This window comes from Bradyrhizobium sp. ISRA464 (genome assembly GCF_029910095.1).
GTDB lineage: Bacteria > Pseudomonadota > Alphaproteobacteria > Rhizobiales > Xanthobacteraceae > Bradyrhizobium.
On sequence record NZ_CP094526.1, the window covers coordinates 6,728,457 to 6,753,631 of the forward strand.

The following is a 25,175-nucleotide window of genomic DNA, read 5'->3' on the forward strand; positions in this document are numbered from 1 at the left end:
CAATGGTTGCGCTTAAGCCGATGGCGGGAGAGGCTCTTTGATGAAAATCAGCATCGAGTTGGACGTCGCGTCGTGACCGCTCGGCTCCTCGTCACCATTGCAATACTGCTTTGTCTTGCAGGACCGGCAGTCGCAGAGTGCGGAGAACGTGGCGGCCCCGGATATCGTGGCCCGAGTGGCAAATGCGTCGGCTGGGCTGAAATAGGTCGCGTATGCGGCATCCCGCCCGAAACGCGGTGTCGGGCTGAGGCTGTGGCCCCGAACGCAGCTGAGGCAGCCGGTCACGGCGCCAGGATTGAAGAACTGCGCCAGCTGCAGAAAAAGTAAGCGACTCCTGTGACTGAAGGCGCAGTTATCAACACCCACGAAGCGCAGCAGACCGGCGCAGCCTCAAGAGATTGATAATTTGCAAGCTGTCCGCACCCGCCGAAGCAATCGAGCAGCGCCGCAAGCTCGCTCATTATCTCCGATATTGGTCTGGTCCGTCGATCGAAACTGCGCCTTCAGGGCGGTGCTGGTCTATTGCGTCAGCCGCCAGCATCACAGCGGGCGGCTGAACCTCGCCGACCTCCTCAACTGGGATTGGTACGACATCTCGGCGCGCCTCAAGTGAAGCGCCTGCAGCAAGATCGGATGGGTTGATACCCGTCTGGATTGGAACGAGGTGATCGACTTCGCCAAGGGCATCTTGGGCTAAGCCACCTCTCGACAGTCAGCCGGGAAACTGCGGTTGGAGCAGCGATACGATCATCAGGGCGGCGATCAGAATCGCCGGCGCAAAGCCGACCACCGCAGCTAACCAAAGCTCGGCATTGCGAAAGTAGTCGTGCATGGAGGGCTCTCCAGCAAGTCAAAGCGGTCAACGGAAAGATCTGGGCAGCGTTCCTGCATTGGCAGGGTTGACACTCAAACGGGCTTCGAACTCGCGCTCCCGTGGGGCGCCAGCCGAGGCGCCGCTCGTGGTAAGTCCCATCCAAACCAAATCACGGCATACAGCGCGAGCAACCAGAGCACGATCAGTGCTATGTCCCGTTTCACAGCTAAGTTGCGCGCTGAAGGCGAGCGATGCGCCTGTGATCGCGCCAAAGCTCAATGATATCGTGGGTCGCCAAATATGTTTCGGCTCGCCTTCGCGCCTCCGTATCGTCCAGGCTGTTAAATTCGTAAGTCGCGCGCGCTACGCCCGCTGCGTCGACTGCGAAGGCCACGTAGTGTTTCAGCCCTTCGTCCATTGTTGGCATCACGCCTGATGGCAATTGGGAAAGGCCAGAATTGACCCTCGACCGGCCGCTGAAAGAACATTCCTCGTGAGGGCTCGTTCCTATTTACGCGACCCGATTTGGAACATCGTTGCGCTTACGGAGTCGATTCCTCACTCCCGGTTCTATTGCCCCAACCCAGCCGGGAGAAGACCTGTCCCCAACAGGCTGGCGACCCTTGGCGCTCTATCCGCCGGGGGTCGTTTGGGAGTTGGCACTTTTGGCCTGTCGACTCTAGTACAGGCTGACCAACCGCGAGAGAGACCAATGAAAACGGTCTGGATCTACGTAGATATAAACAAGCAAATTGGGGATGGCGAATATCTCAAAGTATTTGCCTCCAATGAGGCCGCCGAGCATTGGCTTGAGGAGCACGCTCCTGAAGGCGTCGCAGTCGAGTATCCTGTTATCGTCAGAGCGACCTGAGAAAACCTCGATCAACGCCTGCTCGCGATCTGATCTTTAGAGAGATACCCAGTCAAGCCGAACAGAAATGCGCCCGCTGCGATGAAAAGGACGAGCTGCACCACGATCACGAGCCCTCCCATTTTCTACAGGGTTCTCTAACATCGTGACTGCAGCTGGGTAAATTCCGTCGACCTACGGGCGCAAGCGGAGCGATCCCCCATTGAGCTCACGGCGTCTCGGCCAACCAGCGCTCCGTTTCCTCTGATGATGCTTTAGGAACAAGACCCAGCGCCGCGGAGTTTACGCCGCGATTTGGGAAACGTACATCCTGGGCCCCCGGTAATGCCTCTGCCGGGTCGAAACTTGCGCCCGCAAAAATGAGGACCATCTTGGATCACGCAGCACCTCTGCAGGCTCGTTTCCTCGTCCGGCAAGGAACCATTGGCTGGATGGTTTATGATCGGCAGCGCAAGGGGCCCGCGCTACTAAAGGACGGCAACTTCGCTGAGAAGCTGACGATGGAGCAAGCCGAACACGTAAAGGAGAGGCTGACGAGGCAGCCCACCTGATCGAAGGTTGGCGCCAAGGCCTTTGGCGGATTCGCGAAGGCATTGCTGATAGGATTCCCGGGCCTCTACCTGCTGCTGGTTACCGAATTCTACGGGCCGTTCAGGGCCCCACCCGACTCTTCCTCGGGCGAGACCCCAACGAGGCCGGGAGAGCCATACATTTCGCGCCGATCCGTGGCCGTTGACCGCGGCCCTCCCGCCGCCGTCGTCAAACTATAGTGCAATCAATACAGTTCGGAGGACGAGATATCCTCCATCGATTGTCGGTCGCCGCGCAGATGCTCGCCGCGGCAAGCGACCTCAAGGATATCGGGAAGAGGAATCTCAGGTTGAGCTTGAGCTGGATCTGTCCTGCGAGCGTGACCCCGCATTCGGACGAGCGCGGAACTCCGGCGCCGGGAGCGAACCGCGGCCGGTCGTTGTGGCACGGTTGGCGCAATCGCATGATGGAAATGGGGGAATTGCTTGAGGATGACGCGTCGAGGTCTTTGGCGCGCGGCACACGGGCCGCGAAGGTAATCGAAAAATGACAGATGTAATCGACGGGGCTCGCGAGTTCGCGAAGGGAAAACACGCGCAGTAGCTACGCAAATACACAGTGAACCCTACTTCGTTTACCTTGAGGATGTCGCCGGAAATGGTCGAGCACGCCGGGCTATCGGCGGAAGGCCCGCCGCGTGGGTGGCATGACGTCTTCGAAGACACCGAAACTCCGGTAGCCGAGCTCGAGGAACAATTCCGCGCCGATGTCACACGCGCCGTCTGGCTCCCGACCAACACGCCGCAGTGGCGATAGATTGAGGTGCCAGAAACCGAAGCTGCGGTTGAAGACCGGCGTCGATCGTCGTCCACGCGATGCTGGACAAGGCGGTGCACCGCATCAGCAACGGAGAGCTCGCGAGCTATTCTGTATCCCTCTCCCAAGGCAGTGGCGGGAGGAAGAACTCCAGGAGGTAATCAATAAAGAAGCGCACTTTGGGAGCTACGTGACGTGTTGCCGGATAAACCGCGGAGATCGTATATGGCGCCTGGACAGCATCCGGCAGAGCTGGAACCAATGTGCCTTGCCGCAAAGGTTCCGCCGCCAGAAACGCCGGAAGCGATGCGATCCCCAAGCCGGCAATCGCCATGTCTCTGATTGCGTCGCCATTATTTGCAATAATGCGGGACCGGATTGGCAATGAGATCGCCCGCCGCCCCTTCTTGCCATCACGTTCGAAGCGCCAGAACCGTTTGGCGTGGACATAGGCGTAGTCAATACAAATATGCTCGGCCAGTTCGGCAGCGCGCTTCGGAAGGCCATGTTGATTCGCGTAGCTTGGACTGCAACAGACCACTCGCGCACACTCACCCAGCTTACGTGCTTTTAGGCTTGAGTCCCGCATATCCCCTATTCGGATGCCAAGATCGTAGCCTCCACGGACCAAGTCAACGTGACGATCCTCGTAGTCGATCGCGAGTTCGAGGTCTGGATGGCGCCGCGCAAACTCGGCAATCACTGGCCCAAGATACATTATCCCGAAAGACATTGGCGTCGTGATGCGCAACTGTCCGCGCAAGGAGCTCACGCCGCGCTCTGACAAGCTCTCTGCCGTTTCGCTGATCTCATGTAAGAGGGGGACCATTCGTTCGAAGAAAGCTCCACCGTTGTCCGTAGGTCGCAGCTGGCGCGTCGAACGCTGAAACAGCTCGACATCCAAGGCGGCTTCCAAGTCACTAATGCGCTTGCTGATCACCGATTTCGACAGGTTCATGCGATCGGCAGCGGCAGTGATGCTTCCCGCTTGCATCACCTGCACAAACGTAACGATATCATCGAAGCGCCACTTCATTGTTCAATCGTAGCGAATGCGACCACGTTTGTGAAGCAAATGCGCTTTCGCGTTAAACTGGGGCATGGCTTGAATCCTCCTTCTGAGCAAGCAGCCAAGAAGGATCGAACCATGCGCATTGCAGTCGTCCTTTCGCCGAACAAACAAATGGGTGATGGACTGTCCCGGGTCGAGGGACGTTCGAGCAGGTCGCGCGTCTCTGCGTGACCGAGCGCAGGCGGCTTCCGTCGACACTTAGTAATCCCCATCTGCGCGGAGCGTCATATTGGGAATGCGCTATCCTCAGATGAGTGTTCGACCAGCCAGAACACCGAGTTCGAGAAATAGAACTTCCGTCCGCACCCTGGAGGGCGCTGATATTTGCGCGGTAGCGCTCAGCTATGCTGTCCAGCATCGCTCCGCGAGCGGGGGGGGAAGGGAAATGAGCAGCGAACCTCTCCGAGGCTCTCAGAAGCATCATCTTCTCAGGTCACAGAATTCAGCATTCATCTATGTTGTCGCCGACGCCGTCGGAGGTGCCTCCATCCCAGCTCACGAAGCGGCGCTTCGGCGCGTAGAGCCGGCCGGCGCTCAGCTCGTCAGTAAATGCAGCTCTTCTACGAACTTCAGTGCGACTGGGCACACAAGAAGACTGTTCCCGACTTTATTGATGTCTTCGAGGCTCGGATCCCGAAAAGGATTTCAACGGATAGAGGCCTGCCGAGATTTAGGGATGTCAAACGTGGAAGCTGTTGTCAGCCCGAAGCCGAAAGCAGGAAAAGGAGACTCACTGCGGCATAATCTGGCAGTCGAGCCCCGACGCAGACAGGAAGGGAGTCGGGCATAAGTGTTCTGATGCTGCGGAGGCCAAAGCGGCGCGAGGCAGCCCAATCCAATTCATTAAAAAAGTGGCGACCAGAATTGCAATGGTGGAGACGAAATGATGATGCATCGCTTGCTGCACCGCGCTTTTCTTTCAACCAGCTCTTGCCAGGCTTTGGCGGGACCGCGGGCGCTGCTGATACCCCTGGTGACGAGCCTAATGGCGCTATGCGTCAGCACCGATCCTGCGTTCTCGGCGCAGCCGACCACACAGGGCCCCACCCAAGCGGAGTTGGATCGCGCCGATGCGGACTCCGTCAACTGGCTCACTGACAACAAAGGCTATATGGGAACTCGCTTTTCGACATTGTCGGAGATTAACCCGCTCAACATTCGCAATCTCAGGGAGGTCTGCTCCTTTGACATCGGAGAAACCGGCTCTTTTCAGAGCGGGCCGATCGTCTACGACGGCCTGTTGTACACGACGACCGGGCCGACCACCGTCGCAATCGACGCGGCGACGTGCGCGAAGAAGTGGGAGTACCACCACAAGGGTAGTCATGTGCTCGTGTCGAACAACAAGGGGCCAGCGATCGCCGGCGGCCGCGTCATTCGTGGCACGCCCGATGGCCATCTGATCGCGCTGGATGCGAAGACAGGCGCATTGCTGTGGGATCAACAGATCATGGATGCAGTGAACGGCGAATACGCAACGGCTGCGCCGCTCGTCTGGAACGATATCGTTTTCATGGGAAAGGCCGGTGCAGACCGTGGTATCCGCGGCGAGATGATGGCTTTTGGCGCTGACGACGGTCACATGATATGGAGCTTCCACGTCATCCCCTCGCCTGGCGAGAAGGGATCAGAAACGTGGAAGAATCCGGCAAGCATCGAGCATGGCGGAGGTTCGCTCTGGACGACGTTTGCGCTCGATTCAGCTGCCGGTCTGCTGTTACTGCCGATCGGTAATCCAGGGCCGGACTTCGACGATGATTCCCGGCCTGGCACCAACCTCTTCACGAATTCACTGGTCGCACTCGATGCTCGAACCGGAGAGCTGAAATGGTGGCATCAGTTGCTTGCGCCCGATGATCGGGATTGGGATACGGCTGTCACCGCAGCCATTGACGCCGCCGACGGCAGTAAGCTGGCAATGGCAGCAGGTAAGGACGGCGTGGTTCACATCGTTGACCGGACCACGGGCGAGCTGAAGGTAGGGGCTCCGCTGGTGACGCGTTATCAGAACACGACAGGCCCTGTGCCCAGGGGCAGCGGCATACGGCTGTGCCCGATCGCTGCCGTGCAATGGAACGGACCAGCCTACAATCCCGAAACCAAATTGATGTACATGAACGGGATCGATTGGTGCGCGCAGGCGATCAAGGGACCGACGCCCACCGCCAAGCCAGGCGAGGAGTATCTAGGCTGGGCCAACTATTATGGGACGCGTGATCCGGTCGATGAGGCATTTGGTTTGGTCAACGCCATCGATCCAACCACGGGCAATGTCGTTTGGCGCGCCAAGACGAAATCGATTCCACTTGGTGGCCTGGTTGCCACGGCCAGCGACCTCATTATTACCGGAACGATCGCCGGAGAGGTACTAGTGCTGGACGCGAAGACCGGCGCGGAAATTCACAAGACCGATGTGAAAGGAGGCATCGGCGGCGGTGTCATCACCTACCAAGCTGGCGGCAGGCAGCTCATCGCCGTCGCGGCCGGAGACAATAACCTCACCTACGGCACGAAGGGTCAGAACACGATCGTTGTCCTGGGAGTACCGAAATAGCCTGAAGTGATTGCGCAACGTCTCCGTCCGCGCAGGGAGCTGATCAAATGGGGCAGATGCTTTTCGAGAGCAACCGGTGTCCGAGGCTCTCCTCCACCCAAGCACCGAGCCAACGCCCGCCGCACCCCTTCGCCGCGCCACAGGTAACGATCAGGACCTGTCGTTATGCGGTCGCTCTGTTCCTGATCGTGGCGACGGCGGGAGCGGTACCATCGGCATTCGGACAGCAGATGCCGACACCGACATCCAGCCAGCCCCAGATCACGCAAACCTGGCCGGCTCCCGCTCACATTTTCGGAGATTGGGGCGGACTACGCACCAAGCTCGAGGATCTCGGCGTCACCTATTCCCTGACATACACGTCGGAGAGCGTCTACAACACGGTAGGCGGCTTGAGGCCTGGCGCCGACTATGCGCAGCAGATCGGATTTACGGCGAACGTCGATTGGGAGAAAGTCGCGGGCGTTCCGGGCCTCGTCACCCACATGTATCTCATCAACCGTGCCGGCCGCAACGCAAGCGCCGACTATGTCGGCGACACCGTGCTCCAGGCCCAGGAAATCTACGGCGCGGGGTTTGGGGTGGGCGCCAAGCTGGTTTGGCTCTACGGCGAGGAGAAACTGTTCAACGACCGCGTCAACATCGCCTTCGGCCGCTTCGCGCCTGGCACGGACTACAACGCATCGCCCTTTTATTGCACCTTCATGACCCTGACCATCTGCGGTCATAATCGGGGTCTGACGGCCAACCAGGGCTTCGAAGACTGGCCGATGAACGTGTGGGGTGCCCGGGTCCGCTTCCGCCCCACGGAAGATACCTACGTGATGGTGGGAGCCTTCCAGTCGCAGCCTTTCCCGACTGCCGCTGAACCCTTCACCCAGGGCGGCCATAGTGGCTGGGACTGGACCTTGCAAGGCACCACCGGTGCCAGCTTTCCGGTCGAAGTCGCCTATGAACCGATCATTGGCAAGGACAGGATGCCCGGACACTACAAGCTCGGCTTCAACTGGGATACCTCCACCTACCGGGATAACTTCTTCGACGTGATCGGGCAGCCGCTTGCATTGACGGGTCTTCCAGGCGCTCCCCACCGAGGTCGCGCCCAGTTCTGGGCGTCCGTGGATCAGATGATCTTTAGGAATGGCCCGAACCCGAATGACGGGCTTATTCTGCTCGCCACCTTCGCGCACAACGAGTCCGATACGACGCTGTTCAACAACTTTGCCTGGGCCGGCATCATCGATCGCGGCTTTTGGCCTGCGCGTCCGACCGATCAAATCGCGTTCGGCATTTCCTACTATGACGTCAGCAAGAAGTTGACCGACACCCAGCGCATCCAGGCGATGCTCGGCTCGCCGCTCGCTGGCGGAGCCTTAGGCGTGCAGCAATACGCCATGGTGCTGGAGGCCAATTACGGGATCTCTCCTATACCCGGCCTTCTTATCCAGCCTGAGCTTGAATATTTCATCCGTCCCGGTGGCACGAACGCCGTTCGCAATGCTTTCCTGGTCGGGCTCAAAGTCGCGGCGGACTTTTGATCCATCCTCGGATGGGAGGCTTTGGTTGGTCCAGATCCGGAGCCGGCCTGGTCCGCTCTTGATGTTGTAAAGACTCATCCACCGGCAGGACAGCGCCGCCGCTTAAGGCTCGCCACGATTCGGAAGGAGCCGGCGATCCAGTCGATTCGACAATTATCTCGATATCGCCAAGTCAGTTCTGCAAGTGCGCGGCCTTGATGCGGCCAGCCAAGTCGCCGGCATTGCACGCGAAGTGAATCGTTAGACCATAGCCATCACAGGCGAGGCCATTGGAGCGAGCAACCAGGCCGAGCACCAACCGGGCCGCGCCTTGACCTGGCGCATATCGACCCGTAGCGCCTTTGCTCGGCAGGCGCAGCAGGACTCGAACCTGCGATGTCGGAATCAAATCCGATGCCTTGACCAGCTTGGCTGCTGGCCCGTGAATGGCGCTCCCTGCGGGAGTCGAACCCGTTTCCTCACCTTGAAAGGGCGATATCCTGATCGGTAGACAAAGGGAGCATACGTTGGATCATACAATGCCGCGCCGATGGATCGAAGAAGCCCGCATGGGCCTTTTCAGGCCCAGTACGTGTATATTTGAATGCGCTGACCGCTGGCTTCACTAGAAGATGCTTAAAATAGTCGTCCGTACCTTAATAGCGGTGACTTGCCACTGAACTTTCATCCAGCAGCGTCGCGATGGTTTTGATCTGAGGCCGGCAAACCGCACCATCTTTGGCTAGAGTTTTCGCTGCCAAATCCCCTCGGCGGGGAGGAAAAGACGATGATGGCCGCGAAGTTCTCGGACGCGCAAAACGCGTTCATCCTGAAGCCGTGAAACCAAGATGTTCCTGTTGCGGAGATCTGCCGCAAGGTCGAGATCAGCCAGGCTGACCTACTTCAATTGGAAGGAGAAGTATGGCTGACTGCTGCCGAGGCAGATGCTGCGCTTGAGATATCTTGAGCAGGATAACGGCAAGCCTCTTCTCGCGGTTCTCAACGGCGCTGGCGCCGCGGGTCACCTTCCGCGGGCCGCCATCGTGGGGGTGCTGGAACGGGCCTGTAAGGAGGTGAGCTTCCCGGCGACGATCCGCGTCGATCAAGGCAGCGAGTTCGCGTCGCGCGATCTTCTATGGGCCTACCGGCGCGGCCACTGGACTTCTCACGGCCCGGCAAGCCGACCGACAATGCCCTCATCGAATCCTTCAACGGTAAATCCCAGATTCGCTTCAGTACACTTACCTTGTCACCCACTCGCAACAAGGGACGCGCTCTCTAAGAGCTCCACGAGCGCTTGAGCGTCGGATGCAGAGATCGTTGGAGATAGGTAAACGACAGGCTGCCTGGCGCGGATGTGGCGAGCAAGCAAGCCTCCTTCATTTCCATACACGACCACGCCGCGTGCACCTGTTAATTCGAGGTACTCCGCTAAATCAATTGCGATACAGATCTCATCTGGGGTTCGGCCGGTCGTAAGGGTGGCCGTGCCGTGCCAAGGGGTGCGCTTCCTCGTTGGACTCACGTGAATGGTAAAATGACCAGAAGATTCCGGTTTTTGGTGGATTGACATACGCAGTGCATTCGGAAACACCGCGGCGACATCATCGAAGCCTACCGGATTTTTCGAACCTGTATTGGCCTCATATGCCGAGCAATATAAAATGGCTCCCCGCAAAGATTCCTCAATTAACTGCCGACGCAATCGCTCAAGCTTCTCATCATCCTGAGGCAAGTATATTGTCTGCATGGCTTCGACGTAGAGCCGCTTCTCGTCCAGCCCGGTTTGGCGCGCAGCATCAGATATACAAGAATGTTCGAGAGAAAATAAAATTGGCTCGAAGAGAGGCCTTAACACTCCCTCCGGATCAATCTCGGATAGTTCCTTGTGCATTTCATCGCGTCCGCGCGCCGACCATATAGCAGGTAGAATTCGCTCTACATCAGATAGGAAAGCAGCTTTGCGTTTGGCGTAGTAGCGCATGGCCTCTTTGTGACCAGATGTGTCTTGCACGCTTTTCTTAATTTCCGCGTAGTCAACAAGACGGAAGAATCGTTGATCAACGGAGAATGCCTCTAACGCATCAGATAGGACTGCGCGATATGCAGCGATTTGTTCCAACGAAACTGTGTCGAAGCACGGATAGCGCCCGGCATCACGACATGCAAGAATTCGCACCGGTATTACAGGAGCGTCTTTGAACGAGAACCAACTGCGTATTGGAATGGACGATACCGCAAGCTCGACGAGCAGACGAACAAAAGTGGGTTCATGGTTTACCTGAAGGCCCGGAGGATTCGCTGCGGCCTTCCGAAGCAGCTTTCGAGTCGCGGCGCATTCTTTAGGGTTTTTAATAAGCTTCTCACATTCCTGGATGGCTGCTTTAAGGAGATGCTTTATGCCGCACGTCTCGTCTGCCGCAGTGGATTGAGCGCATTCGCGGGCGCCGTCTCCTACCCGCTTGGCAACATCTTCGATCAGCTTGGCCATCTTCATCTGCGCGACGTGGCACGCACGTGACAAGCTGTAGAGCAATATCAGAGTATAAAACTCTCCCATGTCGGGAAGTGTTCCACGGTTCTTCAACGGCGTCGACGTGCGAAATGGGAGAAGCAAAATTGCGAACTCTACCTCACCATTTTGTTTAATTGCATGAGAGATTTGGCAGCATCGCTCGTATCGGCCCGCCTCGCTGATAAAACCTTTTCGAATCGACTTTTCGGTCACCACTTCAGAAATCAGCGCCGCGGGACCAATCTCGCCCAAGCGCTCATTCCGCAGGACGCGATTCACTGCCTTTGACGAAAGATTGGTTACCAGCTGGTCTCCGGCACGCTGCAATGACCTTATCATTGTGCGCTCGAACACCTTGGCATCGATCTTCACAGATTCAGCATTAGAGTCTTCGCTACCGCCGAGGGCTTCAATTCGCGTCAAACGCTCAAACGTGCCGCCGAGCGCATCAGTATTGTATTCGATTTTCCGGAACATCCTGGGATCTGTACCTAACAACCGAGTGAACCGCTCCGGGTTTGCCGGAGGCAATTTGGTTTAAGTCATGCAGCCATGCGTCCACATTGGCCGCTTTGGGGAAGACCATCGCCGGCCTTTGTCTCCAGTGACCGGCCCCCGAGTGCTTCCTCCAGGTGAAGTTTGAGTCCAGCCTGAGCTGCAGCGAGACCGAAGCTTCGACCGCTTAAAACTAGATTATTGCGTCTCGCACCACGTTGGCGGGCTGGTTGCGACGACGTGGCTCTGCAGCAAATCGGCGGTCAGTTGCCGATCGCTCCATGGGGCCGCTCTTCGTTGTACAACAAGGTTCAAGAAACCGGGTCGCCGACGCGGTCGCCCGCTCGCGCTTCCCATAAAACGTGGCGCGCGGATTTCCCGCACCGGCTCAGACGTCGGCCGCTCGTCTTGGCGGCCAGACCTGACGGCAGAACATACGAAGGAAGGCTATTTCCCTTGGGTCGGCCGTGATGAAACCAAATCCACTCACAAAGGCGCGTCCCTCATTGCTCGCAACTTTGATTTCAACATCCTCGGAGCTCGATCCCTGGCGCATGACGCTTGCCACTTGCGAACCGCCGAGCCTGACCGAGCATTATCGCCTGATCCCTGCGGCGCCGGGCGAGGTTGATCGTTTTCATGGCACCGGCAACAATGCGAGCTCCTATTGTCTTTTGACCGCACACAGACCCTGCATTGCCCAGCGGACCAACCCGACCAAGCAGGCGGTTGCGCGCAACTAACAAGCAGCGGAGCAAAAGCTGGGCCAAATCGCCTGATGCGTTAGCCCGCGCGCAACCAGCTGAACGCAGCAACCACGCGGCGGCCCTTCTGCGTGAAAACAGGCGCTGCCTGTTCGTCGCCCGCCAATGTTGTCGCAAACCCGCCATTGCACCGGAGCACAACGACTGCCCCGCCCGACAATTGCAGCGCGTTGCCTATTCATCTTTGCTGGTGATCGCCGCGATCGGTTCAACGTTTGAATGGGACAAGAGCCAGGCATTTTTGTTGCACTCATCGCCGTGAGCTTCGTCCTGGCATGCGTCAGCCAGATGTAGCGCGCTGGAACCCGGGCCCGGCCGCCTTGAGCGAGACGACGTGTAGAGCAAGCAAAATGCAACGCCCCCGACCTGACTGGACGAAATGTTCGGCCGGTGATCGGGCTTCAGACGGATCGTGGATGGCTAAGCAATTTACTCGGGAGAAGCCGGAGCCGGTCCTCGTTCCGGCAGACGAACGCTTGACCGGCCGCGCCGTGTGGGGAGCAACCATCGGCAATATTCTGGAATTCTACGACTTCGGCACATATAGCTTTTTCGCGATCCAGATCGGCCAGGCGTTCTTCCCGGCAAGCGACTCGTTCGCCAGCCTCATGTTGTCGCTTGCAACGTTCGGCGCGGGTTTTGTGACCAGACCGATCGGGGCCATCGTGCTCGGCTCGTACTCGGACCGGGCCGGCCGCCGGCCCGTGATGACGGTCAGCTTTGCCATGATGAGCGCGGCGATCCTAGTGTTGGCGCTCACGCCCTCGTACGGGACAATAGGAATTGCCGCTCCGTTACTGGCCATTTTTGCTCGTTTGGTGCAGGGCTTTGCGCTGGGCGGTGAAGTCGGTCCGACGACCGCCTATTTGATGGAAGCAGCCCCGGCCAAAGCCCGCGGTCTTGCTGTCTCGTTTCAGCCTGCCAGCCAACAGATAGCTGCCACGGCCGGAGCGTTGGTTGGAGAAATACTCTCCCTCACCATGACAAGTGAGGCACTGCATGCGTACGGGTGGCGGATCGCGCTTTTGCTCGGCGCCGGTATGCTGCCGTTCGGACTTTGGTTGCGGAGCGCCCTGCCCGAAACGTTACATCGCCCCGAAGCCCCGCCTCCCACCGTCCAGCCTGGAAGGAAATCGTCTGCCGCTCGCCGGCTCATGAGCTTGGGATTCGTCATTTTGGCCAGCTGCACGATTATCACCTACGTCACGGAATATATGACCACCTATGCGCTGAACACCCTGCAAGTGTCTGCGCCTCTCGCCTTTGCCACCACGCTTATCAGCAATGCGGTGGGAATTGTTGCTGCGCTGCTGGGCGGTTGGCTTACGGATCGATTCGGACGCAGGCACATCATGATATGGCCGCAGATCGCTGCGTTGCTGATGACCTACCCGGTGTTCTTGTGGATCGCAGAGAGCCGCAGTGCCGCCGCACTTCTCGGAGGGCTCGGCGCGCTCACGCTCATCGGAACGATTCCGTACAGCGCCTTCTATGTCAGCATGGTCGAAGGTTTGCCCAAGACTATTCGCGGCGGCGCCTTCGCGACGATCTACGCTATTGCGATCGCGATCTTCGGAGGCACAGCTCAACCTGTCGTCGCCTGGCTGATCCACCTGACCGGGAACGCGCTGGCGCCCGCCTGGTATATGCTTGTCGCCAGCGCATCCGGGCTGTTTGCCATGCTCATGATGCCCGAGACCGCACCGCCGAAAATTCTGAGCGCCGCGAATAAGCGAAGCCCGTCATAGCGCTGAACGATGTGATCAGGGGTCTCTTCCGGCTCATATTGCGCGCCCCGTCGCGTCGTCCGCGACGAGTGATCGTGTTGAGAGAAGGGGAACAGATGTCTTGGTGAAGCATTCATTCATTTTTACGGGAAATCAGGCGTTGAATCGCGTCTTAGTGTTGAGATTTTGGTTGGCTCTCAAGCTTTTCGTTTTGTGCTGACGGATGGTCGTCGGCACTTGGAAAAGCGATGGCAAGCCCCGCGATGGTTGCCGCATCACGGCGGTTTCTTGCCGTGCAGCGCCAGAAGCGCCCTTGCCGGGCAGAATAAGTCACCTGTGCCTGCCCATGTCGTTGATGTGATCGATGCTGCGACCGGCATTCGTCAGGCAAGGACGAAGCGGAACAATCAAGAAGCTCCTGCGCATATTTTGCTTCAACCCATCCATCCGGATGGCCAAAGCGCTGCTCCACGTGAGCTCGCAAGTTGAAGGCGTGGATCTGAACGCTCAGCCTGCCGCACTCACGGGCGTCGCTTGCCGCCTAGGCGCCCGACCTTCGCGGCAATCGACCGATTTACCTCGTGGCGCGAGACGTACTCCGTCTTCGTCTGGGCTTCGTTCTCATAGGGCGTTGGCCCCTCCGGACCCAGGTGCGGTTCAGTGCCGCTGGATCGGACTTGGGTGCAGGGCTGATGGTGCCCCAAGCGGCACTCTGCCACAAGACAGCCAGCTCACTACATCCCGAGGCGAGCGAACTGCATCGACGCGTGCTCCGTCTCGGAAAGAGGATATCCCGGGTTGCCGCTCGCGGCGTTCAACAAAGACCTACAGAATGCAGGCGTGAGCCTGCCACGGTGGACCACGACGTTTTCGTGCCCCATCTTAGCTCGCGCGTTCTGCCAGTCCCGATTGTAGCCGCGCTGTTCATGGGACTTCACATGGCAAGCGGCGAAGTCGGCATTGCCCAGCGTCGCCAACTGCCACGCGGGTACCGGTCGCTTGGTATGGATGTGCACCCACATCGGACTCGGCATCGTACCATTGCGCAACGCCTTGGGCTGCAGCTTGATCTCGAACAGCGTCCCCTCGCCATTCAACGCGCGCGGTTGATCCGGAGGCGCCAACTCCCCGGCCGCCTTTAATTGTTCAAGGTAATTCTGGGAAGGAAACGCGTAGCTCTTCATGCAATCGATCATGATTGCGGTCTTTCGCGCGTTCAAAGCGTTTGCCTGCCCCTGCACCTCCGACAACATCGCCTTCAGTCGTACTAATTTGCTATGCACTTCGCGCACTTGCACGGGCGTGAAGAGGCCGCTGCGACGGGGCTCCTCCAGCGCGAACACACAGGCCTCAATCTCAGCGGCCTGGCCTTGCAGGCGCTCAATGACGGTTCCCACGATGTGGTCAGCATCTTCGGGTTTCATCTGGCGGGCTTGCGAGACGGCCCTTTGCTGACGGGGCAGGTCGAACTCCAAGAGTTCGTCCAATCGAGCGAGCAGTCCGGTCAGTGCTTTCCTGGAGGGGGGAGCCTGCCACATCGCCAGCTGTGCAGTTGCCGACGATGACGCCCTCGCGTGTGCCTCCTCCGCGCTCGCGAGTTTCTTCGTGCCGAGATCCGAGAGCACGATAACCTTGGCAGTTGGAGCCGTGCCGGCGTCAGACCTGGCGAGCTGCGGCTCGGGCCGCCCCGTCGAACTCCCCTCGCCTGCGGCCGGCGCGCGCTTGCCTTTCCCCTTCTTGCGCGATGCACTCCCTTCAGCCACTACAGCCCCGGCTGGCGGTTCGACCACGGCTGGCCTCTCAGGCTGCACTGCCATGAGCCGCATGACTTCGTTCGCCGTGACCCACGCACCTTCAACGATGTGATCCAACAGCTCCCATGGCAGGTCGGCACTGGTTCCGACATCTCTTAGCCCGGCAACGATCCCGTGCAATCCTGAAGCGAACTCCGAAAGCCGCTCCATGACCCCTTCAAGGACGGCACGGTGCTCTGCATCGAGTGGCCGTCCTTCGCCTTTTAGGACAGGGCCGGACGCCGAGACGAATGCCGGAAAAACATCCCCAATGAACGTCCCGAGCAGACGTACCCGCCCGTCCTCACCCATGAGGGCGCCGCTCACCGCTGGCTCGAACGTGCTCGCCTGCGCCTCAATCAAGATCTGCGCAAGAGCGATTCGCGATTGCAGATACATGCACTTCGTATACAGCGCCCAGCCTGTATGCAGCCGTAGTCCAGCCTCTTCGGCCTGTCGCATTTCGGGCGAGGCACTTGGCAAGCCAGCGGCGGCTGCGCAGACGGACTGCATCCGCTCCGAGCGCAATGCCTTCTTTCCCCACCACTCCATGCAGTCGATATAGCGTTTCGACACACTGGCGACGATGCGGCTCAACTGATAGGACGGAGCGTCGCGCGTCTTCTCGAGCAGATCAGCCGCATTCTTCCTGGCCTTCTCCAAGTTGTCGATAATGCCTTTGGCCACGACGTTACATTGATTCCCGGCATCCAGCGTGTCATCGCGGAGCCGGCGAGCCTGATCGTCGGAAAGAATGCGACGCGCCAAATCTGGGGGCAGACTCGCGTAGTAGTTCAGAACTGCTGAGCCTGCGCTGACGACTTGATCGATCAGCTCTTGGGCTTCCGCCTCGTTCCGGGCCCGCATGGCAGCATTGCGGCTAGCATCAAAATTCTCAAGCAGGTTGCCGATCTTTCGCTTCGCTGCCTTGATCTCGCCGATCCTTGGGGCTGCCGCCCCCGAACTGATTGCGTGGCTGGAGTGCGACGTCGCCCCATCTCGGTGCCCAGAGCGCATCCGCTCCAAGACGGTGTCGAAGAATTGGCTGCCTTCCCCGGGGGCGAGGGCGGAGTTCGAGCGCGAACTGCTTAATCCTCCAGCGCTGTCCGCACCTGAAGTCCCAACGTGCGATTTGCCAGATCGATCAATGCCCGTCATATTCTATCTCCGGTAAGGTCGAGAATGCGCGGCCTCCCTGGATAGACAGCCTGGCTGACGAGCAGCTGACGAAAGGCGCTTTTCCCGGATGCGCAAGAACCCAGATCACCGCGACTTACAATTCCATGGAAGCTGGCGTGCTGCTGAAGGCAGGGATGCAAGGACGATGGCGTCAGTGACGGATAGTGAGCTGCGGCGGATGACGGCGCGCTGACGCCGCCTCGCCCTGACCGCCATAAGGATCTGCGCTGTCAGGCTGCGACAGGATCCGCCGTGACGGCGCTCCCAAAGAGCCCGCCCGCCAGCGACTTTGTCTGGATGGACCTGGCATCCGGACACCGGAAAGCCGCTACAGCATGCCCCGTCCTCAAACGGTCGGCAGGATCGTCGCGAGAGAAAACTATCTGTGGTATCGATTGCGAGATCTTCGGCTGCCGCGCACGTCTCATCTTCCGAAGGAGGTGCCAATAGCGGACCGAAAACCTTATGGATCCAACCCTGATGCGCCAATCCCGACCAGAGGTAGAACGCTCGTCCTCGTGTTCGATCTCGCAGGGCCGACTTGCGCTATTTCCTCTTCAAAGTACAGCCGTCCACAATACGTTCATAGAAGTATCACGCAATATCGCAGCGAGCGCGCCAAGCGCGCCTAGCGCCAGCCTGCTCAGCGAACCGGCCGTCGGCGCCTCTCGAAAGAGCAGAGCATGAGGATCGGCTCACCGGCAAAAATAACTCCGACCGATACTTACGATCATGCTCCAGATATCCTTAAGGTGCATATTGCCGAATGTGTACCCGCAGACGAGCAGGATGCCGCCGTACGATATCAGCAGGAACATCGGCAGAAGCATAGTCGGATCCCCGCCGGTTTTTCCGAACTGTCTTGAGGCGATCAACTCGGCAATGACCGAAAGCGCTTCTCCAGGAAAACTCGCTGCCACCGCCACGGTTTTCAATAGCAAGCGCATCGCCTGACGATCGAGAACGTAAGGTCAACACCTTGGAATATACAAACCATCCATGGGCTGCCTTGGCCTGTTGGCAACGCAAACGCCTCAGTCAGGCATCACCGTTCATCGCTGGCGAGGCCGCGTAGCAGACGGCTGAAGCCGTGCTGCGTGTCGGGCCCAAGCCAGAGCATCACAGTCTAAGCTGCAATCTTCACAGGGAGTGCCGAATAACCGTGCACAAAGTTAGACGCAATTCGCTCGGGTTCGCCGACCACCTGGACCTCCAACCGCGCGTTCAACATCTCTTCCCAGAGGACTTTCAACTGAAGCTCCGCAAGATGTCGACCAACGCAGCGATGGATGCCGAATCCGAAGGAAAGATGCTGCCGCACGTTCTTGCGGTCGATGATGAAGCTGCTGGCATTCTCGAAGACTTCGTCGTCCCGGTTGCCGGAGATGTACCACATGATGACCTTGTCGCCCTTCCTGATCTTTTTTCCACCTAGGATGCTATCGGTCGCGGCGTTGCGGCGCATATGTGCGATAGGCGTCTGGTATCGAATAATCTCAGACACAGCGCTCGACAGCAGCTTGGGATTGTCACGCAGTTTTCGCAGTTCGCACGGGTACTGATCCATGAACAGGAGGCCGCTGGTAATCGAATTGCGCGTGGTGTCATTTCCCCCCACGATCAGAAGAATCAGATTCCCGAGAAACTCACTCGGCTCCATATGGCGTGTGGCGGGCGAGTGCGCCATCAAGGAAATCAGGTCGAGGCGCGGCTCGGCCTCAATGCGTTCATTCCAAAGTCGAGTGAAATAACTTTGGCACTCGGACAAGATTGCGCTTCGCTTGTCCCAGCTGTCGATCGCCTGACCTGTTTTCGGAGCTGCGACGGCGACGTCCGACCAATAGGTCAACAGCCGCCGATCTTCAAATGGAAAGTCGAACAGCGTGGCGAGCATCTGCGTCGTCAACTCAATGGAGACCATCTCCACCCAATTGAAGGCATCATTGCGCGGCAAGCCCTGCAGAATTGTCCTGGCCCGAGAGCGGATTAGGCTCTCGAGCTTCGTCAAGTTTTCCGCTGCGACTATCGGACTTATGGTGTTGCGTTGCGCGGCGTGTTTGGGAGGCCCCAGCTTGATGAAACTCTGGGTCCAGTGCTTATCAGGCACGTCGACAATCGTGACGCCTTGTTCTGACGAGAATACCTTGTGGTTTGTATCTACTGCTACGATATCTCGGTATTTCGTAACCGACCAATATGGACCGTAGGGACTGTCGTGGCAGTAGTGAACGGGATCTTCCCTTCGCAACCGTTCGAAGCAACCCCATATGCTGTCGTCTCGAAACCGCTTGGCGTCGCTTACATCCAGATTGCTCAGCGGGATATCGCACGCATCATCAGCTCCGTAATCTTCTGAGTGCTTTTCCATTATCGTCTCCCAAGATTCTGCTCTCCCGAGAGCTTCCCGATCCAGGGGTTGCGAGTCAGGACTTCGAACTGTCGTGGCTTTTGGCTGCGGGCGTGTGGCTGCGGGCGTGTCGCTTGATCAGACTATCCCAAACTGCAGGTAGCCCACCCCTGCCAGATCCGGCAGTATGGATCGTATTGACTTTCCAAATCGATCTGCTCTGTGGACGGATGAGAGCTCTTACCGCTCGGTTGGCGGATTGGTGTCGTGCCCAAGGCGACGCAAAGCCAGGATGCACGGACAGCCGCTCCCGATGGGTACTGGCGGCGGCGCGGCTCGATGCTCTATGAGCATCGACTGAGCTGGGATATCGATGTGTTGATCGAGGCGGCTGCTGTTACGGTGGCGCGCGCAGGCAAAATCTTCATCGAGCCTCTCGTCACTTCTGACGGTCGCCCTGGTCCCTTTCGGTGTTGAGAAAGCCGAAAATGAGGATTTCGCGGCGCAAGAATATTCGGCCCGAATAGCTGTCAAGCGCCACTTCCCCATCGCGGCCGCGAGCCCTTGCGACGGCACGTCGCCAGGTGCATTTTTTCGCGGCCACCCCTTGAAACGGCTTTGCGTTTTTCTAAGTCATTTTTTGCCGCGAATGCGGTGCGCCGGGCGCCTTAACGGGTCCGGCGCGGGCGCCGGGCCGGGTAATCAGACCCGCTCTGACTCCTGCCCTTGCGCTCCTTGTATCCATCTTGCTCTTTGGAGGACTTGGTTATGAGGACCACCTTTGACTTCGCGCCCCTGTGGCGCACCACCATCGGCTTCGACCACCTGGCCGATCTCGTCGACAGCACGTTGCGCCAGGCGAGCGAAGACCCCTATCCTCCCTACAACATCGAACGCTCCGGCGAGGACCACTATCGGATCTCGCTCGCCGTCGCCGGCTTCGGGGCCGACGACATCTCCGTGACGGCCGAGCAGAACGCGCTCACCATCGAGGGCAGGAAACCCGAGAAAGCGGCCGGCGAGTTCCTGTACCGGGGCATCGCCGCCCGTCCGTTTCGGCGCGTGTTCAATCTCGCCGACTACGTCCAAGTGAAGGGGGCCTCCTTCCGCGACGGACTACTGATCGTCGACCTCGTGCGCGAAGTGCCGGAGACCATGAGGCCGCGCCGGATTCAAATCGGAAGCGGCGCCTCTCCCGCCTCGCAGATCGAGCAGAAGAAGGCGGCCTGACGCCTGATCGAGGTTCGACAACGGAACGCGGCGCGCGCAGGCGTGGCCGCGCTCCCTGGCCCATGCAACGAAGGAGAAAACCATGGCAGTTCGTGATCTCATTCCCTGGTCGAGACACCAGGAGCTCGCGCCGGCGCGCGGCACCCATGATCCGTTCATGACGCTTCATCGCGAAATGAACCGACTGTTCGAAGATGTCTTCCGCGGCTTCGGCGGGACGGCCCTGTCCCCGCTCATGGAAGGGCAATTCGGCTGGCCCAAGATTGAGCTCAGCGAGACCGACAAGGCTCTGACGATCTCGGCCGAGCTTCCCGGCATGACGGAGAATGACATCCAGATCGAAATCGCGAACGGGGTGCTAACCATCCGCGGCGAGAAGAAGAGCGAGCGCAAGGACGAAGGCAGATACTTCAGCGAGCGCTACTACGGCTCGTTCCAGCGACAGATCGCCCTCGAGGACGTCGAGGAGGACAAGGCCGCGGCGTCGTTCAAGAACGGCGTCCTGACCATCTCGCTGCCGAAGTCCGCGACCCCGCGAGCGGGCGTCAAGCGCATCGCGATCACTTCGCAGTAAAGACGATCACGGGCGGCGGCCGCCGCCGCCCGAACTCACCGAAACCCGTCCCGAGGAAAGGAGCGTAAGGGGAGGCAATCGATGACCAATGCCAACACGAACGCAGGCAATCTTGATCCCCTCTTCCACCCCGCTGCGCACTATGCGTCTGCAGAGGATGTCCTGAACGACGACGAACTCTCCGCGCCGGAAAAGCGGATCATCTTGTCGTCCTGGGCATCCGACATGTTCGCCGTCGAATCCTGTCCTGCTTTGCGCGAGGTCCCCGGCATGGGCCACACTATCCGGCTCGCCGATATCCTCGCCTCGTTGCGCAAGCTCGACGGCGACGACGATCCGCCGCCCCCCGGGGGCGTGCCGATGCGGCTGCGGCGGCCTTGGGCCGCCGCCCCGCGAAGGTTGGCATGATGCTCACACAGACTGTCGTGACGATGGTTCTGCTTGGGCGTGCTTCGGCGACGTGGGCCATTCCGTTCATCGCTTTCATGAGCCGATCGGGGAACCGCCCCGCGCGGCGAGCGTAGGCGACACTCTGGCGATAATTCCGGCACCGGCGTGGCCTGGCCTGACCGCTCTCCGTTGCTTCGTGCCTCCTGTCCGGCCCTAGTTCGGTTACGCGGCCCATCTTTTATGAATGGTTGATGAACGAAATGCGGCAAGCCGCGTTTAGCCACGATGGAACGCAATCCTGGAAAGGTGGGCGCGACGGGCGCTTATGACAGTCACGCTGAGCACGGCGACGCTCATTACGTGCCTTGGACTTCTGGTCACGGTGATCCGTTGAGGCGGCCTCAGTTGGCGGCCTCTTTAGGCGCAACCGCTGCTTTCGCGGGCAGGAGTGACTTGTTGCCGAAGGCGCGTTGTTACCCGATCACCGAGCCGGTGACACGCTGTTCGAGGCGCTGCCTTTAGCACGAGGTGAGCCGTTTCAAGAGGAGCCAGTTTGCGACGGTCATTTCGCATTTCACGTGCATGCCAAGTAGTGGCGGGCGAACGATGTAGATTCATCAACGATGAACAAGGGGATTGAGTATCGAGGTCATCGACTTCTGGTCATCGAGCAACCAGGCGGTGGCTCGTTGGTTGAGATCACACCCCTGGCCGGCGGGCAAGCCATCCGGACAATGACTTACCAAACCAGTCAGGAGGCGCTGGCTGCGGCAAGAGCGAATGTCGATTCTCATCCCGAGGCCAAGCGTGACTGAATTTGCGGATTCGACAACCTAACGGCTGCGCTGCTTCGCGCGGGAGCCCAGACGTCGCTGCACCCGCTTGCGGCTGTCGCCAACTTTCTTTGCCGCCTTCTTCATCAATCGTGCAGACTTGTGGTTGTCTTGGTTTCGTACCTGATCTCGTAGTTCCTACCCACCCGCGACCAGAGCACGGTCGCCGCGCGCCGTGAGCTTCATTGCTTTCGCCACGCGAGCAGCCAGTCGCCGCGGATGATCGGCAAGGAACGGAGACGCTGTCGTATTGCGTCCTGAGCTTCCTGAGCCTGACATTAAGTGTACCCGAACCGAATACTTCGACGACGTCGTGAAGATCAAGAAAGATATGCCGGATCCTGCCAAGCATCTCGTCCAGAAGAAGTCCGAGCACTTCGAACCCGAGAAGTTCGAGGACCATCACGAGTCCACGTTTCAGCAATTGCACGCCAAGAAGCAACATGGCCAGCCGACCGCGCCAACGCGAAATCCAGGCCGCAACGTCGTCACGGGTTGCGGCAAGCATCAAGCCCCTCGCACACTAAGCCAACGAGGACGGCAAAGAGTGCAGCGAAACCGCGCCGCAAGGCCGACGAACGCGGGGCCGACGCGCATCTGCGAGACCCGCCTTCGACGAGCGGGCCGGGAGCGGTAGGCTCGCCGCCGAAACCCGATTCGGTTCTTGGCAATTTGGTCAATTAGCACGCGGCCCGATTTGGAATGCGTTTGCAGCGTCGATTTCCTTGCTCGCGATCTAGTGTTGCCCCTGCCCCTAAACCGGGAGAAGACGTGCCCCTTCCGGCGTTCAGTAACGTTGGCGTTGCCGAGCATCTCGCGCGTGGTGCATTATCGATGTGCTTGAACAGAGATGTCTGAAGAAGCGGATGGAACCTCGAGCGAGCGCGGAAACACCACGGCGGTATTGGCAGTTCCTAGCAGTTGAGCGCCTCTTGTGTGAGCCGGGTCGCAACATTCACACCAAAGCAAGGCGGTCAAACACTAGTCTAGATTGTCTGACAACCGACCGCCCCCCTCCCGGACGAATTGAGAATCGCCGACGCATCCTGGCTAATTACCCCAACCAATCACCAGGCGCGCACCCCATACCAGGCCAGCCAACGCGGCCAGTGTGGCAAGCGCGGCGACGGCAAAGGTCTCCAATTTCCTGATCGTCGCGCTCAGCCGACGGATCGAAGCCGGTCCGGATTGGGCTGGGATCTCGGCAGCGCTGCGAGATCGGAATCGGCTTGTTCGAGGCGTTTAAGGCTTCGCCTCCGCGACCAAAAGGTTCCATGCACCACGGATTCCGGGCGCCGGGATTTCCGAGCACACTGATCACTGGCTCCCGCTCTCCGCCAACCCGCTAAGCCAACGCTACGCAATCTCGCCTCGTCATTGGGCCCTGAATGTGCTGCCAAATCATCGATTTACGGCTTGTCAGGAAGCCCATCAGATATTACATTTGTTTCATTTATTACAGTTGGAGGCCGCGCGTGGCTCAGGCTTTGACCCGGCTAAACATCAAAAGTAGCGAGCGCAACGCGGCGCGTAAGGCAGCCGATTTCCTGGATCGCACCGCGATGCTCGGGCATGGTGGGCTTTTCGCCATCACAGCCGATGGCAAGACACTCACGGAAGAACTGCCTCGGTCTCTGCTCGCAGCCATGAAAGGCATTCTCGCCGTGCTGTCCGAAACGGGCGAAGCTGTTGTTCTCAACCCAGAGCTCGAGATCTCGGCCGAGAAAGCGGCTGAACTCCTCGGCATGTCACGGCCGCTGGTTTATCAGCGAATGGATTCGGGCAAGCTCCCTTTTCGTCTGGTCGGAACGCACCGCAGGATCCGTATCAACGACGTCATGATCCTGAAGAAATTTGAGGAACGCCGGCGCGGCTTCGCGGAGGCGCTCACTGCCGATGCAGAGAAAGGCAAATCAGCGGGGCGCGCGAAGAGATCGAAGAAGAGCATTCAACGCTCTTCCAATCTGCCCCGCAGACCTAGTGATATCGATCAACTCGTTCTGGGCACCACGAACGCTCCGTATCGCCGAACCATGAATGCGGCTGATCTTGTGGCTCGCATTACCTCGAGGGATTGGCACGACTGGATAGCGCACGTCGTGACGTTCTTTACGGAAGTACGACCCGAGCTTGTCTTGGAGTTCGCTCGCTTTCACGCTATTCCCATTCAAGACTTGGCCACTTCTTATCGGTCGATGAAGTCGGCCACCGGCGAAGCCAACCCAGCATTGGAGATCGCACTTGAGCAGCTGGCATAAACTGCTTGGTCGCACGCTCGACGGGCCTTCGGACCTCCAGCAACAGGGCCGCGGTCCCCGAATGGGTACTGGGCGGCGGCACGGCCCTGATGCTCTACGCCGACCATCGACTGAGCCGAGACATCGATGCGTTCATCGACGACCCGCAATATCTTGCCCTATTATCGCCGGATACGACGGACGTGTGGAACTGCACCGATTGGGACAATGCCGCCCACTATCTCAAACTCAGATATCCCGAGGGCGAGATCGACTTCATCGTCAGCGGCGCGCTATCGGGTCTTGATCCAGTTGAAAAAGAGATCGATTTGACGTCGGTTCGAGCGGGATGGAATCCGACGATTGCGGTCGAGCCCCCAGCCGAGATCGGGCTCAAAAAACTGCACCATCGTGCAACAATGCTGAAGCCTCGTGACATCTTCGATCTCGCAGTTATCAAGAAGATCGACGGCAACGCGCTTACCGCAAATTTGAGTGCGGCCGCTTCGAAGAAGAACGACCTTCTTCAGCGTGTCAATAGCATCCGCGTCGACTACCTGAAGGCTGACCTTGCAGAGCTCGCCAACCTGGATGGGAGCATGAGCAGAAGACGTGTCTGGAAACCGTTCGCGTGCTCGTGGCGCAGATTCCATAAGTCGGTCAATTCGGCGATAAAATAGCTCGCCTGGCAGGCGGCAGCTAAAATTGCGAGCGTTTCCTATCGGGGGCCGATCCCGAGCAGGCTCATCGCGGTTGATGGAAGAGACACGTTGCTTGACGACCTTGCCGATTTTGCCAATCCGCTGAATGAATAACCGCAGTCCTTTCGCTATCGCAAAGGCTGCAATTTAAGATGTCATCTGATCCACAAGTGGTGCGCTCGCTGAAACAGGCCAGCAGAACCGTCGGCGGCGAT

General features: G+C 58.9%; 19 protein-coding genes, 1 tRNA gene and 1 pseudogene. 14 read left to right on the forward strand and 7 right to left on the reverse strand.

Features of this window, described 5'->3' with window-relative positions:
• The first annotated feature begins 472 nt into the window (after positions 1-472).
• The gene (locus MTX19_RS31330) at positions 473-613 is read left to right on the forward strand and encodes a hypothetical protein (RefSeq protein WP_280980728.1); all 141 of its coding nucleotides are present in this window, start codon (positions 473-475) and stop codon (positions 611-613) included.
• 913 nt (positions 614-1,526) lie between these two features.
• The gene (locus MTX19_RS31335; protein ID WP_280980729.1) at positions 1,527-1,685 is read left to right on the forward strand and encodes a hypothetical protein; all 159 of its coding nucleotides are present in this window, start codon (positions 1,527-1,529) and stop codon (positions 1,683-1,685) included.
• A gap of 1,453 nt (positions 1,686-3,138) precedes the next feature.
• On the opposite strand, the gene MTX19_RS31340 is transcribed toward MTX19_RS31335, so the two are convergent.
• Positions 3,139-4,068: a LysR family transcriptional regulator gene (locus MTX19_RS31340; RefSeq protein WP_280980730.1), complete on the reverse strand. Its 930-nt coding sequence runs from the start codon at positions 4,066-4,068 to the stop codon at positions 3,139-3,141.
• Positions 4,069-4,987: 919 nt separating this feature from the next.
• Between MTX19_RS31340 and MTX19_RS31345 the strand changes: the two genes are divergently transcribed.
• The gene (locus MTX19_RS31345; protein WP_280980731.1) at positions 4,988-6,658 is read left to right on the forward strand and encodes a PQQ-binding-like beta-propeller repeat protein; all 1,671 of its coding nucleotides are present in this window, start codon (positions 4,988-4,990) and stop codon (positions 6,656-6,658) included.
• Between the two features lie 47 nt (positions 6,659-6,705).
• On the forward strand, positions 6,706-8,196 hold the full coding sequence (locus MTX19_RS31350) for a carbohydrate porin (RefSeq protein ID WP_280980732.1): 1,491 nt from the start codon (positions 6,706-6,708) through the stop codon (positions 8,194-8,196).
• 426 nt (positions 8,197-8,622) lie between these two features.
• Here MTX19_RS31350 and MTX19_RS31355 read toward each other — a convergent pair.
• Positions 8,623-8,697: transfer RNA gene (locus MTX19_RS31355), tRNA-Glu, on the reverse strand.
• A gap of 265 nt (positions 8,698-8,962) precedes the next feature.
• On the opposite strand from MTX19_RS31355, the pseudogene MTX19_RS31360 reads away from it, so the two are divergent.
• A pseudogene (locus tag MTX19_RS31360) lies at positions 8,963-9,394 on the forward strand (transposase); the annotation flags it as partial.
• Positions 9,395-9,424: 30 nt separating this feature from the next.
• On the opposite strand, the gene MTX19_RS31365 reads toward MTX19_RS31360, so the two are convergent.
• A complete protein-coding gene (locus MTX19_RS31365; protein ID WP_280980733.1) occupies positions 9,425-11,167 on the reverse strand; it encodes an L-tyrosine/L-tryptophan isonitrile synthase family protein in 1,743 nt (580 codons plus the stop codon).
• Positions 11,168-11,739: 572 nt separating this feature from the next.
• Here MTX19_RS31365 and MTX19_RS31370 point away from each other — a divergent pair.
• From MTX19_RS31370 to MTX19_RS31380, 3 genes are all read left to right on the forward strand, one after another.
• Positions 11,740-11,928 (forward strand): hypothetical protein, encoded by a 189-nt coding sequence (locus MTX19_RS31370; RefSeq protein ID WP_280980734.1) that lies wholly within the window; start codon positions 11,740-11,742, stop codon positions 11,926-11,928.
• Positions 11,915-12,211, forward strand: coding sequence for a hypothetical protein (locus MTX19_RS31375; RefSeq protein ID WP_280980735.1), 297 nt, complete (start codon positions 11,915-11,917; stop codon positions 12,209-12,211). The genes MTX19_RS31370 and MTX19_RS31375 overlap by 14 nt, the downstream gene beginning before the upstream one ends.
• A 154-nt stretch (positions 12,212-12,365) precedes the next feature.
• Positions 12,366-13,697 carry an MFS transporter gene (locus tag MTX19_RS31380; protein ID WP_280980736.1) on the forward strand — a complete coding sequence of 444 codons (1,332 nt, stop codon included), beginning with the start codon at positions 12,366-12,368 and terminating at the stop codon, positions 13,695-13,697.
• A gap of 151 nt (positions 13,698-13,848) precedes the next feature.
• On the opposite strand, the gene MTX19_RS31385 is transcribed toward MTX19_RS31380, so the two are convergent.
• The 4 genes from MTX19_RS31385 to MTX19_RS31400 form a co-directional block, all read right to left on the reverse strand.
• Positions 13,849-14,148 carry a hypothetical protein gene (locus MTX19_RS31385; protein ID WP_280980737.1) on the reverse strand — a complete coding sequence of 100 codons (300 nt, stop codon included), beginning with the start codon at positions 14,146-14,148 and terminating at the stop codon, positions 13,849-13,851.
• A 262-nt stretch (positions 14,149-14,410) separates the two neighbouring features.
• Positions 14,411-16,627: a hypothetical protein gene (locus MTX19_RS31390; protein ID WP_280980738.1), complete on the reverse strand. Its 2,217-nt coding sequence runs from the start codon at positions 16,625-16,627 to the stop codon at positions 14,411-14,413.
• Positions 16,628-17,343: 716 nt separating this feature from the next.
• Positions 17,344-17,589: a hypothetical protein gene (locus tag MTX19_RS31395; protein ID WP_280980739.1), complete on the reverse strand. Its 246-nt coding sequence runs from the start codon at positions 17,587-17,589 to the stop codon at positions 17,344-17,346.
• 185 nt (positions 17,590-17,774) lie between these two features.
• Entirely contained in the window at positions 17,775-19,016 is a 1,242-nt protein-coding gene (locus tag MTX19_RS31400; RefSeq protein ID WP_280985635.1) for a cytochrome P450, read from the reverse strand.
• Between the two features lie 747 nt (positions 19,017-19,763).
• Here MTX19_RS31400 and MTX19_RS31405 point away from each other — a divergent pair.
• The 6 genes from MTX19_RS31405 to MTX19_RS31435 all read left to right on the forward strand — a co-directional run bounded on the left by MTX19_RS31405 (position 19,764) and on the right by MTX19_RS31435 (position 24,939).
• A complete protein-coding gene (locus MTX19_RS31405; protein ID WP_280980740.1) occupies positions 19,764-20,225 on the forward strand; it encodes an Hsp20 family protein in 462 nt (153 codons plus the stop codon).
• Positions 20,226-20,307: 82 nt separating this feature from the next.
• Positions 20,308-20,799: an Hsp20/alpha crystallin family protein gene (locus MTX19_RS31410; RefSeq protein WP_280980741.1), complete on the forward strand. Its 492-nt coding sequence runs from the start codon at positions 20,308-20,310 to the stop codon at positions 20,797-20,799.
• 81 nt (positions 20,800-20,880) lie between these two features.
• Positions 20,881-21,207 carry a hypothetical protein gene (locus MTX19_RS31415; protein WP_280985636.1) on the forward strand — a complete coding sequence of 109 codons (327 nt, stop codon included), beginning with the start codon at positions 20,881-20,883 and terminating at the stop codon, positions 21,205-21,207.
• Positions 21,208-21,812: 605 nt separating this feature from the next.
• Positions 21,813-22,004, forward strand: a complete 192-nt coding sequence (locus tag MTX19_RS31420; protein WP_280980743.1) for a hypothetical protein — start codon at positions 21,813-21,815, stop codon at positions 22,002-22,004.
• A gap of 1,493 nt (positions 22,005-23,497) precedes the next feature.
• A complete protein-coding gene (locus tag MTX19_RS31430) occupies positions 23,498-24,280 on the forward strand; it encodes an excisionase family DNA-binding protein (RefSeq protein WP_280980744.1) in 783 nt (260 codons plus the stop codon).
• Positions 24,281-24,285: 5 nt separating this feature from the next.
• Positions 24,286-24,939 carry a nucleotidyl transferase AbiEii/AbiGii toxin family protein gene (locus MTX19_RS31435; protein WP_280980746.1) on the forward strand — a complete coding sequence of 218 codons (654 nt, stop codon included), beginning with the start codon at positions 24,286-24,288 and terminating at the stop codon, positions 24,937-24,939.
• The last annotated feature ends 236 nt before the right edge of the window (positions 24,940-25,175 follow it).

Bases quoted from the DNA above. Each gene is read 5' to 3' on its own strand.
- MTX19_RS31345 (WP_280980731.1), top strand. From the start codon at position 4,988: ATGATGATGCATCGCTTGCTGCACCGCGCTTTTCTTTCAACCAGCTCT.
- MTX19_RS31400 (WP_280985635.1), bottom strand. From the start codon at position 19,016: ATGGAAAAGCACTCAGAAGATTACGGAGCTGATGATGCGTGCGATATC.
- MTX19_RS31380 (WP_280980736.1), top strand. From the start codon at position 12,366: ATGGCTAAGCAATTTACTCGGGAGAAGCCGGAGCCGGTCCTCGTTCCG.
- MTX19_RS31365 (WP_280980733.1), bottom strand. From the start codon at position 11,167: ATGTTCCGGAAAATCGAATACAATACTGATGCGCTCGGCGGCACGTTT.
- MTX19_RS31370 (WP_280980734.1), top strand. From the start codon at position 11,740: ATGACGCTTGCCACTTGCGAACCGCCGAGCCTGACCGAGCATTATCGC.
- MTX19_RS31340 (WP_280980730.1), bottom strand. From the start codon at position 4,068: ATGAAGTGGCGCTTCGATGATATCGTTACGTTTGTGCAGGTGATGCAA.
- MTX19_RS31420 (WP_280980743.1), top strand. From the start codon at position 21,813: ATGAACAAGGGGATTGAGTATCGAGGTCATCGACTTCTGGTCATCGAG.
- MTX19_RS31350 (WP_280980732.1), top strand. From the start codon at position 6,706: ATGGGGCAGATGCTTTTCGAGAGCAACCGGTGTCCGAGGCTCTCCTCC.
- MTX19_RS31335 (WP_280980729.1), top strand. From the start codon at position 1,527: ATGAAAACGGTCTGGATCTACGTAGATATAAACAAGCAAATTGGGGAT.
- MTX19_RS31415 (WP_280985636.1), top strand. From the start codon at position 20,881: ATGACCAATGCCAACACGAACGCAGGCAATCTTGATCCCCTCTTCCAC.
- MTX19_RS31405 (WP_280980740.1), top strand. From the start codon at position 19,764: ATGAGGACCACCTTTGACTTCGCGCCCCTGTGGCGCACCACCATCGGC.
- MTX19_RS31390 (WP_280980738.1), bottom strand. From the start codon at position 16,627: ATGACGGGCATTGATCGATCTGGCAAATCGCACGTTGGGACTTCAGGT.
- MTX19_RS31410 (WP_280980741.1), top strand. From the start codon at position 20,308: ATGGCAGTTCGTGATCTCATTCCCTGGTCGAGACACCAGGAGCTCGCG.